Consider the following 12,294-nt stretch of genomic DNA (forward strand, 5'->3'; position numbering starts at 1 on the left):
CTGGCGCTCAAACCGGTCAATTCAGGCCCGCAATCCATCCCAACGAAACGGACATTGACCCCCTGAAGCCATCATTCCGCTCCTGATCATGGCGACTGGGACACCTCCTCCGGCCTGACAACTCGCGGCCGTTTGTCCGTTATAAGGGGGAACACATTCCACGCCGCGTAACGCGTCACTCACACGCTGTCATGGAGGTCGCGGCCTGACCCACGGGCCTTGTTGGAGATCCGGCACTGTGCTGGAATTCCACGGACCGCCGCAGGATCGAGCCGGCGCACAGGGGGCGCTACGCAGCGCCGAGTGGCGGCTTGGAAGGGGGAGCCGGCGCCGGTTACTCACGACCACCACAGGGGCGTATTCAGGGCGCTCCTATGACGCCGACACCGTGTCCTTCCGTTCACGCGGAGGGGCGCCTGGTCCAGAGGTTGCGACGCTAGTGCAGGGACGTTTCAAGAGGGATGGCAGTGCTTCGGCGGAGCCGGAGCCGCACGGCGGGACCGACCGCGGTTCCTCGCCCCAGCACGCCCAGGGCCCGGGCTCGGCCCCGTCCGGCGACGGCGGTGAGCGCCCCGGGCGCCCCGGCGCGTCCGCGTCGACGGACCCGACGCCTGTGGTCAAGCCGCCGAAGGGCCCCACGGGTCCCGGCTCGCGCGTGGCGCTGCGCAACTGGCGCATCTCGACCCGTCTGGTGTCGCTGCTCGCGCTGCCGGTGGTCGCGGCCACCACGCTGGGCGCGGTGCGCATCAACCAGTCCATGGACGACATCCAGCAGCTCGACAACATGAAGCTGCTGACGGAGATGACCAAGCAGGCCACCGAGCTGGCGTCCGCGCTCCAGGAGGAGCGCGACCAGTCGTCCGGTCCCCTGGCGCACGACGCGAAGGCGGCCAAATACACGGTCGAGGGCTACCGGGACAAGACGGACCGGGCCATGCTCAACTTCCTCGACGCCTCCGACGAGATCGACGACGCCAGCAAGGACGGCAACCTCCAGGGTGTCCGCGACAGCCTGGTCGGTCTGCAGAGGGACCTGAACACCCTCAGCAAGATCCGCTCGACCGCGTACGAGGCCGACGGCAACGCCACACAGACCGTCGAGGCCTACCACCGCCTCATCTCCCACCTGCTCGACCTCTCCCAGGACATGGCGGAGGCGACCAGCAACCCGGAGATGATCTCGCGCACACGCGCCCTGGCGGCCTTCTCCTCCGCCAAGGAGTACGCGTCCGAGCAGCGCGCGGTCCTCGGCGCGGCGCTGCCGGCGGGCAACACCACCTTCGGCACGCTCTCCGAGAACGACCGGCTGTACGCCCAGGCGGCACTGGAGAGCCAGGACTCCGAGCTGAGCAGCTTCCGGAGCATCTACGGCGACGCGGGCGCCGAGGAACTCCTCAAGCCCATCGAACAGGGCAACTCGACGATCGAGGCGAGCGACACCTACGCCACCCGCGCGTTCAGCAAGTCGAAGGGTCTGGAGTCGCTGGACAAGCAGTCCTACATGGACTGGCTCGACGCCAGCTCGACCAAGATCAAGGGCATGCAGCAGATCGAGCACACGCTGCTCGACGACATGGAGCAGAAGGCCCGCGAGCTGCGCAGCGCCACCGAGCGCGACGCGATCATCTCCGGTGCGCTGATCCTCGTCGTCCTCGGCGTGTCGCTGGTCGGCGCCTTCGTCGTGGCCCGCTCCATGATCCGCTCGCTGCGCCGCCTGCAGGAGACCGCGACCAAGGTCGCCCAGGACCGGCTGCCCGAACTGGTCAAGCAGCTGTCCGAGTCCGACCCGCAGGACGTCGACACGTCCGTGGAGTCGGTCGGTGTGCACTCCCGGGACGAGATCGGCCGGGTGGCCGCGGCCTTCGACGACGTGCACCGCGAGGCGGTCCGCCTCGCCGCCGAGCAGGCCCTGCTGCGGGGCAACGTCAACGCGATGTTCACCAACCTCTCGCGCCGCTCCCAGGGTCTGATCCAGCGCCAGCTGTCGCTGATCTCCGAACTGGAGTCCCGCGAGGCCGACCCGGACCAGCTGTCCTCGCTGTTCAAGCTCGACCACCTCGCGACCCGTATGCGCCGTAACGGTGAGAACCTCCTCGTCCTCGCGGGTGAGGAGCCCGGCCGCCGCTGGACCCGTCCGGTCCCGCTGGTCGACGTGCTCCGCGCCGCCGCGTCCGAGGTGGAGCAGTACGAGCGCATCGAGCTGGCCTCGGTGCCGACCACCGAGGTGGCCGGCCGGGTCGTCAACGACCTCGTGCACCTGCTCGCCGAGCTGCTCGAGAACGCGACCTCGTTCTCCTCCCCGCAGACCAAGGTCAAGGTCACCGGTCACGCGCTGCCCGACGGCCGCGTCCTGATCGAGATCCACGACACCGGCATCGGCCTCTCCCCCGAGGACCTCGCCGCGATCAACGAGCGGCTCGCCTCGCCGCCCACCGTGGACGTCTCCGTCTCCCGCCGCATGGGTCTGTTCGTGGTCGGTCGTCTGTCGCAGCGCCACGGCATCCGCATCCAGCTGCGCCCGTCCGACTCCGGTGGTACGACCGCGCTGGTCATGCTGCCGGTCGATGTCGCCCAGGGCGGCAAGAAGCCCCAGCCCAAGCCCGGCCAGGGGGCCGGCGCGAACGGCGGTCCGGCCGCCGCGCAGGCAGCCGCCGGTGTGGCCGCGGCCCGCCGTCAGGGCGGTGCCCTCGGTGCCGGTGCTCCGGGCGGTGCGCCCGGTGGTGCCCTCGGCGCCGGTGCTCAGGCCGGCGGCGGTGGCCGTCTCGGTGCCGGGCCGGGTCCGCGGGCCGCGCTTCCCGGGGCGGGTACGGGCGGCCGTCCCGGCGCCCCGGGTGGAGCGCGCGGACCGCAGGGTCCGGGTTCGCCTCAGCAGCCTCAGCAGCCCCAGGGGCGGCCGGCTCCGGCCGGTGCGGGTGCCGGTAGCGGTGCCTTCGGCCAGGCGCCGGGTGCCCCGCAGGGCCTGCAGGCCGCGGGCACGGGTACGCCGCAGGGCTTCGGGGACGGTCAGCGCCAGGACGCCTTCGGCGGCGGCAACCGTGGTCCCGTACCGCCGCAGCGCTCGAACGGTGACGCCGAGCAGCAGCAGGGCCGTCGCTCGCGTCGGCCGCAGCTGCCGGGGCGCGGTGGACCGCGCGCCGAACTGCCGGGCAGCGACACACAGCAGCGCACGCCGAGCTGGAGCGACGAGAACGCGCAGCCGCCGGTGCCGCGTGCCTCGCTGGACACCCCGCGCGGGCACGAGGAGCCGGACGTCTCCCGGACGGCCCCCATGCCGCGGATCGACGACCGCCAGGGGCCGGGCAGCACCTCCGAGTTCGCCCGGCCTGACTTCGACGCCCCGCGCCCCGGCGCGAACACCGGCCAGAACACCGGCCAGTTCGCCCGTCCCGGCGCCAACGGCCCGCAGGACCCGAGCGGTCGGCAGAACATGACCGGCCAGCAGAACACGGGCTCCTTCGTCCGCCCGGACGTCTTCGGCCCGTCGGCCGGACAGTCACCGGCCGGACCGAACAACCCGTCCGCCACGGGCCAGTTCGCGGCTCCGCAGGCGTACGACAACGGCTCCACGGGCCAGTTCGCCGCTCCGCAGGCCTACGACAACAGCTCCACGGGCCAGCACGCCCTGCCGGGCCGGCCGGCGCCCACGGCTCCGCAGAACACCGGCCAGTTCGAGCGGCCGCAGGCCGGCGGCGCCGACTTCGGCGCGCCGCAGCGGCCCGGCCGCCCCCAGCCGGAGGCGCTGCCCCCGGCCACGGGCCCCGGTGACGGTCGTACCCCGCTTTACGACACGCTGGAGACCAACTGGTTCCACGGCCAGCAGGGCCAGCCGCAGCCCAACGGCTCGGCTCCGGCTCCGCAGCAGCAGGCTCCGGCTCCGCGACAGACGCCGGCGCCCGCTGCTCCGCAGCGTCCGGCGCCCGCCTCCTGGCGCACCTCGCCGAACGACGAGCTGGTCCGCCAGGCGGAGCGCGTGCGCCAGCCTGCCGCGGGCGGTATCACCACCTCAGGCCTGCCGCGCCGGGTGCCCCGGGCGAACCTCGTCCCGGGCACGGCTCAGCAGCAACAGCACCAAACCGGTCCGCAGGTCTCGCGTGCGCCTGACGACGTACGCGGCCGGCTGACCAATCTCCGTCGGGGTATCGCGCAGGGTCGCCAGGCCGGCAACGGTCAGACCGGTGGCTTCCCGAGCCCCACTCACCAGCAGGAGCGTTAGTTGAGTCCGATGAGCCAGGCGGCACAGAACCTGAACTGGTTGATCACCAACTTCGTGGACAACACCCCCGGGGTGTCCCACACAGTGGTGGTCTCCGCCGACGGCCTCCTGCTGGCGATGTCCGAAGGATTCCCGCGGGACCGCGCCGACCAGCTCGCGGCCGTCGCGTCCGGGCTCACCTCGTTGACCGCCGGGGCCTCCCGGATCTTCGAGGGGGGCAGCGTGGCGCAGACGGTCGTCGAGATGGAACGCGGGTTCCTGTTCCTCATGTCCGTCTCGGACGGCTCGTCCCTGGCCGTCCTCGCACACCCCGAGTGCGACATCGGCCTCGTCGGCTACGAAATGGCACTCCTGGTCGACCGCGCGGGCGCGGTACTCACGCCCGACCTGCGCGCCGAACTCCAGGGAAGTCTGCTCCACTGACCGGCCCCGGATCCACCCGTCTCACCAAATCACCGTCCGGCCGCCACAATCCCCCCACCGGCCCCCGTCAGACGGCACGACTGACCGACCTGCTGTCCCGCCCGGAGGATTCATGACCCCGCCCACCGCCTCTCATGATCCGTACGCGGAGCCGTACGGGGACGAGGGCGACCAGCCGCTGGTTCGTCCGTACGCGATGACCGGCGGCCGGACCCGGCCGCGCTACCAGCTCGCCATCGAAGCGCTGATCAGTACGACGGCCGACCCGGCAGCGCTCATGGGGCTGCTCCCGGAGCACCAGCGCATCTGCCACCTGTGCCGTGAGGTGAAGTCGGTCGCCGAGGTCTCGGCGCTCCTGGCCATGCCGTTGGGCGTGGCCCGGATCCTCGTCGCGGACCTCGCGGAGGCCGGTCTGGTCGCCATTCACCAGCCGGGCGGCGACGAGTCCACCGGCGCACCGGACGTGACACTGCTCGAAAGGGTGCTCAGTGGACTTCGCAAGCTCTGACGGAGGCCGGGCGACCACCTCCGCGAAGATCGTGGTGGCCGGCGGCTTCGGCGTCGGCAAGACCACGTTCGTGGGCGCCGTCTCCGAGATCAACCCGCTGCGCACCGAGGCCGTGATGACGTCCGCGAGCGCGGGCATCGACGACCTCACCCACACCGGGGACAAGACCACCACCACGGTGGCCATGGACTTCGGCCGCATCACGCTCGACCAGGACCTGATCCTGTACCTGTTCGGCACGCCGGGCCAGGACCGGTTCTGGTTCATGTGGGACGACCTGGTGCGCGGCGCGATCGGCGCGGTGGTCCTGGTGGACACCCGGCGGCTGGCGGACTGCTTCCCGGCCGTGGACTACTTCGAGAACAGCGGTCTGCCGTTCGTCGTCGCCCTCAACGGCTTCGACGGTCAGCAGCCGTACCAGCCGGAGGAGGTCCGTGAGGCACTGCAGATCGGACCGGACACCCCGATCATCACGACGGACGCCCGCCATCGCGCGGATGCCAAGAGCGCGCTGATCACGCTGGTGGAGCACGCACTGATGGCCCGGCTGAGGTAACTCTCAAGTCGGAAGTGCCCTACGGAAGTTGTCGTAGACGTGGCCGGAGTCGGCTGTGGCCTTTGACACGGTCGGCTCCGGTGTTCATAACGTTTCGGCAGAGGAATCGAGTGGTATCGCCACGCGTCGCGGTCAACCGGTCTCGCTGCGCGCACGGTAGCCCCGTCTTTTGACGGGGCTCGCTCTTTATGACCGTTTTATCTGGGGCTTACATCACTCGGAACCGGTGCTTCCGACTGTTTGGAAGAGCGCAGGTCCACGTGCTGGAATGCCTGAACTGCCCAATGGTCAATGACGTACTCACCAGTCGATGGCGAACCGGGCTCTGATTCACTGCGGCACGACGAAGGTGCCGACCGCCGAGAGGTTGTTGGTCGAGTGAGGCGAAGCAAGAGCAGTCCCGAGCCGGCGGCACGGGGCAACTTCACCCCGCCGCCGCGCGGAGCGGCGCCCGCCCCCATATCAGGCCCGGAGCCGACGGCGACGCCCCCCAAGAGCGGCGGCCGTCTCTCTCCGCGCAACTGGCGGGTGCCCACCCGGCTGAACGCGATCCTGCTCATACCCGTGATGGTCGGCCTCGTCATGGGCGGCTTCCAGGTGAAGAGTTCGATCGACACCTGGCAGGAGGCCCAGGACGCGGAGAACACCGCGCGTCTGGTCCGGGCCTCCCTCGCCTACGCCGACGCCCTCTACCTCGAGCGTGATTCCTCGGCCGAGCCCCTGCTCGAGGGCAAGGGCCAGGACGACAAGACCGTCACCGCCGTCCGCAAGGCGACGGACGAGGCCGCGGACGCCTTCGACCAGGCCGCGCAGAGCATGCCGGACACGTCCGGTCTGCAACGCCGGCTGAAGCTGTTCCGCGAGGAGGAGCCCAAGCTCCAGACGATCCGCGCGGCCGCGTACACCTCCAAGCTCCCCGCCGTGCAGACGGAGGAGGGCTACACCAAGGTCGCCCACCCGCTGATGGAGTTCGCCAACGAGCTCGGTCTGGGCACCGGAAACATCACCAGCTACGGCCGTACCGTCTACGCGATCTCGCTGACCAAGGCCGCCCTGTCGCTGGAGCGCTCGATCGGCATGCACCTGCTGATCAAGCCCGGCCCCAAGGCCGAGAACTTCGCCAAGCAGCGCGTCGCGCTCTCCTCTTACGCCTACCTCGAGGGCATCGCCGTCGAGGAGTACCTCGGCGGTGGCACCGAGGCCGACGCGGCCAAGCTCGACGCGGCCACGAAGAAGATCAAGACCGACGGTGCGGCGATGGTCCAGCAGGCCAAGGCCCAGAACTCGGACTACGTCGCCCCGCCGTCCGACCCGACCGACATGGTCGCGGCCCTGTCGACGCTGCAGAGCACGGACACCACCGAGCGCGCCCTGCTCGCCGAGAACGGCATCACCGCGCAGAACTGGTGGGCGGTCAACACCCTCAAGTACGACGCCTACCGCAAGATCGAGTCGGACATGGCCGACAAGGCCGTGAGCGAGGCGTCCGCCATCGCCGACGACGCCAAGACCTCCGCGTTCATCACCGGTGCCGCCGTCGTGGTCGCCCTGCTCGCCGCGTTCATCCTGGCCGGTATGGTGGCCCGCCAGATGAGCCGCTCCATGCGCCAGCTGCGCAACGCCGCCTTCGGCATCGCCGAGCAGCGTCTGCCGATGCTGGTCGACCAGCTCTCGCGCACCGACCCCGGCCGTGTCGACACCCGCGTCGCCCCGATCCCGATCACCACCACGGACGAGATCGGCGAGGTCGCCCGGGCCTTCGACCAGGTCCACCGCGAGGCCGTCCGGCTCGCCGCCGAGCAGGCCCTGCTGCGGGGCAACATCAACGCGATCTTCACCAACCTCTCGCGCCGCAACCAGTCGCTGATCGAGGGCCAGCTGACCCTGATCACCGACCTGGAGAACAACGAGGCCGACCCGGACCAGCTGGAGAACCTCTTCCGTCTGGACCACCTCGCGACCCGTATGCGCCGCAACGGTGAGAACCTCCTGGTCCTCGCGGGCGAGGAGCCCGGCCGCCGCTGGGACCAGCCGGTCCCGCTGGTCGACGTGCTGCGCGCCGCCTCCTCCGAGGTGGAGCAGTACGAGCGCATCGAGCTCTCCGGCGTCCCGGAGGCCGAGATCCACGGCCGTGCCGTGACCGACCTCGTGCACCTGCTGGCCGAGCTCCTGGAGAACGCCACCACGTTCTCCTCCCCGCAGACCAAGGTCCGTGTCACGGCCACCCGTCTCCCGGACGGTCGAGTCATGATCGAGATCCACGACAAGGGCATCGGCCTCACCGCCGAGGACTTCGCGGACATCAACCACAAGCTGGCCAACCCGCCGACCGTGGACGCCGCGATCTCCCAGCGCATGGGCCTGTTCGTGGTCGGCCGGCTGTCCGACCGGCACGGCATCCGCGTCCAGCTGCGTCCCTCGGGCGAGCAGGCCGGTACGACCTCGCTGGTCATGCTGCCCGACGCGATCACCCACGGCGGTGGCGGCGAGCAGCAGCTCGAGCGCGACGAGTTCACGGTCTCGCAGATCATCCCGGAGCAGCGGCAGCAGCTGCAGTACCCGGGTGAGGACTTCAACCAGCAGCAGCCGATGCGCACGGCGGCCGAACTCGGTTTCGACGACAGCCGCTACACCGAGGTCCCGGACGACATCCGGGATCTGGACCCCGTCGGCCGTTCCCTGATGCGCGAGGAGCGCCGGGCGGCCCTGGAGACCCAGGCGCAGCCCCAGGAAGGCCGGCAGAGCCCCGACGACTCCGTGTACGGCGAGGAGTTCGACGCGCGGCAGACCGCCTACGAAAGCGGCCAGGCGTCCTACGACAACAGCACGACCGGCTACACCGAGCAGCCCGCCACGTACGACCAGCAGCCCACGTACGAGGGTCAGCAGCAGGCGTACGACGACCAGTACTTCGGGCCGAACGGCGGCCAACCGCAGAACAACGGTTTCTCGTTGAACGGCGGCTACCCGGACCCCGCCTATGCGGAGCCCGTCCAGGAGAAGCCCGCAACGGCGAACACCGCTGCGTCGGAGACCTTCTCGGGCTTCGGAGAGCCTTCCTACCAGGACGACTGGCCGCAGCAGACCGGCTACAAGAGCGGTTACTCGGGCCAGTACGCTCCGGAAGCGGAATCCTCGCAGGCCGCTGACGTGAGTGAGCGGGACCGCGTAGGCTTCGACCGGCCGGGACCGGCCTCCTCCGCCGCCCACCGGATGACCGACGCCGGGCTGCCCCGCCGCGGATCCGCCACGAGCGGTCCGAACGGCGCGGGACGCGTGCAGCAGGAGGCCCCGGCTTCCGCTCCGGAGAGCAACGGCAGCGACTGGCGTTCGGCGAACGACGACCGCTGGCAGCAGGCCTCGCAGCTCCGGAAGCCCAAGGCGGGCGGGGTCACCTCCTCCGGCCTGCCGCGGCGGGTACCCAAGGCCAACCTGGTCGAGGGAGCCGCCGAGAGCACCCCTCAGGGCGGCCCACAGGTCTCCCGCGCCCCGGAGGATGTCCGGGGCAGGCTGAGCAACCTGCGTCGAGGCGTCCAGCGCGGACGCAGCGCAGGCAGTGAAACGAACGGCCAGGGCTTCGGTCCTGACAGCACCTACAACCAGGAGCGTTAGTGTGAGCCCGATGAGCCAGGCGGCACAGAACCTGAACTGGTTGATCACCAACTTCGTGGACAACACCCCGGGGGTGTCCCACACGGTGGTGGTCTCCGCCGACGGACTCCTTCTGGCGATGTCCGAAGGGTTCCCGCGTGACCGTGCCGATCAGCTTGCGGCCGTCGCGTCGGGTCTGACCTCGCTGACCGCGGGTGCCTCGCGCATCTTCGAGGGCGGCAGCGTGAACCAGACGGTTGTGGAGATGGAGCGGGGATTCCTCTTCATCATGTCCATTTCCGATGGTTCGTCGCTCGCGGTCCTCGCGCACCCGGAGGCGGACATCGGTCTCATTGGGTACGAGATGGCCCTTCTTGTGGACCGTGCCGGTACGGTCCTGACGCCCGATCTTCGTGCGGAGCTCCAAGGGAGCCTTCTCAACTAACAGACGGACGGTGCGTATTGGCGTCCCGGGGCCGTAAGGTTTCGGGACGCGGCTCCACAGTGATGGGTGCCAGTGCGCAGTCGGAGGAGGAGAGAAAGTGGCAACACCCCCAGGCGGTTCGTCGGGCAATTGGTCGTACGGTCCTGCCCAGGGCCAGGGCGACGGTTCCCCGAACCGGTACAACTTCCCCTCCACCCCCAGCCAGCGGCGCCAGCAGCCGTACGCGCCCCAGGGTCCCCAGGGCCCCGGTCCGTCGCCGTACGACCAGCCGCAGGCGCCGCGCATCCAGCCTGTGCAGCCGCAGCGCCGCACCCCCGAGGCCGCGCCTGCCGGGGCGTCGAACAACCCTCTGGTGCGGCCGTACGCCATGACGGGCGGCCGCACCAGGCCGCGGTACCAGCTCGCCATCGAGGCACTGGTGCACACCACCGCATCTCCGCACCAGATGCAGGGCCAGTTGCCCGAGCATCAGCGGATCTGCAACCTGTGCCGAGAGATCAAGTCGGTGGCCGAGGTCTCGGCCCTCCTCACGATCCCCCTCGGCGTGGCCAGGATCCTCGTCGCCGACTTGGCGGAGGCGGGACTGGTCGCCATCCATCAGCCCGGCGGCGACGAGAACGCCGGCGGCCAGCCAGACGTGACACTGCTCGAAAGGGTGCTCAGTGGACTTCGCAAGCTCTAGCGGCGGTCCTTCCCGCTCCACCACCTCGGCGAAGATCGTGGTGGCGGGTGGCTTCGGCGTGGGCAAGACCACGTTCGTCGGGGCCGTCTCGGAGATCAACCCGCTGCGTACCGAGGCCGTCATGACGTCTGCTTCGGCAGGCATCGACGACCTCACCCACACCGGGGACAAGACGACCACGACGGTCGCCATGGACTTCGGTCGTATCACCCTGGACCAGGACCTGATCCTGTATCTGTTCGGTACACCCGGCCAGGACCGCTTCTGGTTCATGTGGGACGACCTGGTGCGCGGCGCGATCGGTGCGATCGTGCTGGTGGACACCCGCCGTCTCGCCGACTGCTTCCCCGCGGTCGACTACTTCGAGAACAGCGGCCTGCCCTTCGTGATCGCCCTCAACGGCTTCGACGGCAACCAGCCGTACCAGCCGGACGAGGTCCGCGAGGCGCTGCAGATCGGCCCCGACACCCCGATCATCACCACGGACGCCCGCCACCGCGCGGACGCGAAGTCGGCGCTCATCACTCTCGTGGAGCACGCGTTGATGGCTCGCTTGCGGTAGTGGACCTGCGGCCACCGGGCTGCCTCGGACGGTCGTAGGCCGTCTACGGGTGCTCGGTGGCCGGGTCGCACCCACAGGCGGAGCGGCATATCGATACAGCCCAAGCCCCGCGCCCGTGCAACGACGAAGAAGGGCCCCTCTCTCAAAGAGGGGCCCTTCTTCGTCGTTGAGGCTCAGTGCCAGCTGTGCGGGGCGCGGAAGCCGGGCTCGCGCTCCAGGCGGCGCCAGCCGGCCTTCGCGCGGCCGCGGTGCGCCGGAGTCTCCGTGGACGCACGGGCCGCGGCACGGGCGAGCAGGATCGCCGTGATGGCGGCGACCTCCTCGGGCTCTGCGTGGCCCTTCTCGACGCGGATGTCAGGGAAGTTCATGGCTGTCAGTCTCCGTGAGAGAGGTTTCCGCGGGGGTACCGCGGAGAATCCGCCGGGTTACTGCGGGGGGTTGCCGTGCTTGCGGGAGGGCAGGTCGGCGTGCTTGGTGTGCAGCATCGCCAGGGACCTGATGAGGACCTCACGCGTCTCTGCCGGATCGATGACGTCGTCCACCAGGCCGCGTTCGGCCGCGTAGTAGGGGTGCATGAGCTCGGACTTGTACTCCTTGACCATGCGCGTCCGCATGGCCTCGGGGTCCTCGGCCTCGGCGATCTGGCGCCGGAAGATGACGTTGGCGGCACCTTCGGCGCCCATCACGGCGATCTCGTTGGTGGGCCAGGCGTAGGTGAGGTCGGCACCGATGGACTGGCTGTCCATGACGATGTAGGCACCTCCGTACGCCTTGCGCAGGATCAGCGAAATCCGCGGCACGGTCGCGTTGCAGTACGCGTACAGCAGTTTCGCTCCGTGGCGGATGATTCCGCCGTGCTCCTGGTCGACACCGGGGAGGAACCCCGGCACGTCCAGGAAGGTGACGATCGGGATATTGAAAGCGTCACACATCTGGACAAAGCGCGCAGCTTTTTCGCTCGCCTCGATGTCCAGGACGCCCGCCAGGGTCTGCGGCTGGTTGGCGACGATGCCGACGACCTGGCCGTCGAGGCGGGCCAGCGCGCAGATGATGTTCCGCGCCCAGCGCTCGTGGACCTCCAGGTAGTCGCCGTCGTCGACGATCTCCTCGATGACCTTGGCCATGTCGTACGGGCGGTTGCCGTCCGCCGGGACGAGGTCCAGCAGGACCTCTCCACGGCGGTCCGGGGCGTCCGCGGAGTCCACGCGCGGCGGGTTCTCGCGGTTGTTCTGCGGGAGCATCGACAGCAGGTAGCGCACCTCGGCGATGCAGGTCTCCTCGTCGTCGTACGCGAAGTGGCAGACGCCGCTCGTC

The 12,294-nt window shown here is 69.9% G+C and carries 10 protein-coding genes; 8 read left to right on the forward strand and 2 right to left on the reverse strand.

Annotated elements, in window-relative coordinates; genetic code table 11:
• The first annotated feature begins 439 nt into the window (after window positions 1-439).
• From ACFY16_RS28900 to ACFY16_RS28935, 8 genes are all read left to right on the forward strand, one after another.
• Entirely contained in the window at window positions 440-4,213 is a 3,774-nt protein-coding gene (locus tag ACFY16_RS28900) for a nitrate- and nitrite sensing domain-containing protein (protein ID WP_390650109.1), read from the forward strand.
• Between the two features lie 9 nt (window positions 4,214-4,222).
• Complete coding sequence (locus tag ACFY16_RS28905; protein WP_003993189.1) at window positions 4,223-4,636, forward strand: roadblock/LC7 domain-containing protein; 414 nt, start codon at window positions 4,223-4,225, stop codon at window positions 4,634-4,636.
• Window positions 4,637-4,748: 112 nt separating this feature from the next.
• Window positions 4,749-5,144: a DUF742 domain-containing protein gene (locus tag ACFY16_RS28910; RefSeq protein WP_351145026.1), complete on the forward strand. Its 396-nt coding sequence runs from the start codon at window positions 4,749-4,751 to the stop codon at window positions 5,142-5,144.
• Window positions 5,125-5,700 carry an ATP/GTP-binding protein gene (locus tag ACFY16_RS28915; protein ID WP_132855910.1) on the forward strand — a complete coding sequence of 192 codons (576 nt, stop codon included), beginning with the start codon at window positions 5,125-5,127 and terminating at the stop codon, window positions 5,698-5,700. Before ACFY16_RS28910 ends, ACFY16_RS28915 begins: the two co-directional genes overlap by 20 nt.
• 378 nt (window positions 5,701-6,078) lie before the next feature.
• Window positions 6,079-9,312: a nitrate- and nitrite sensing domain-containing protein gene (locus tag ACFY16_RS28920; protein WP_390650110.1), complete on the forward strand. Its 3,234-nt coding sequence runs from the start codon at window positions 6,079-6,081 to the stop codon at window positions 9,310-9,312.
• Window positions 9,313-9,322: 10 nt separating this feature from the next.
• Window positions 9,323-9,736: a roadblock/LC7 domain-containing protein gene (locus ACFY16_RS28925; RefSeq protein WP_004983065.1), complete on the forward strand. Its 414-nt coding sequence runs from the start codon at window positions 9,323-9,325 to the stop codon at window positions 9,734-9,736.
• Window positions 9,737-9,833: 97 nt separating this feature from the next.
• Window positions 9,834-10,418 carry a DUF742 domain-containing protein gene (locus ACFY16_RS28930; RefSeq protein WP_390650111.1) on the forward strand — a complete coding sequence of 195 codons (585 nt, stop codon included), beginning with the start codon at window positions 9,834-9,836 and terminating at the stop codon, window positions 10,416-10,418.
• Entirely contained in the window at window positions 10,399-10,980 is a 582-nt protein-coding gene (locus ACFY16_RS28935; RefSeq protein WP_071369867.1) for an ATP/GTP-binding protein, read from the forward strand. The genes ACFY16_RS28930 and ACFY16_RS28935 overlap by 20 nt, the downstream gene beginning before the upstream one ends.
• A 173-nt stretch (window positions 10,981-11,153) precedes the next feature.
• Here the strand turns inward: ACFY16_RS28935 and ACFY16_RS28940 are convergent, their stop codons facing one another.
• Together ACFY16_RS28940 and ACFY16_RS28945 are read right to left on the reverse strand one after the other, a co-directional pair.
• Complete coding sequence (locus ACFY16_RS28940) at window positions 11,154-11,348, reverse strand: acyl-CoA carboxylase subunit epsilon (RefSeq protein WP_390650112.1); 195 nt, start codon at window positions 11,346-11,348, stop codon at window positions 11,154-11,156.
• Window positions 11,349-11,405: 57 nt separating this feature from the next.
• On the reverse strand, window positions 11,406-12,294 hold an 889-nt coding region (locus tag ACFY16_RS28945), incomplete at its 5' end, for an acyl-CoA carboxylase subunit beta (protein WP_390650113.1).

Origin of the sequence: Streptomyces sp. NPDC001315 (assembly GCF_042896175.1) — a bacterium.
In the GTDB taxonomy this organism is placed as follows: Bacteria; Actinomycetota; Actinomycetes; order Streptomycetales; family Streptomycetaceae; genus Streptomyces.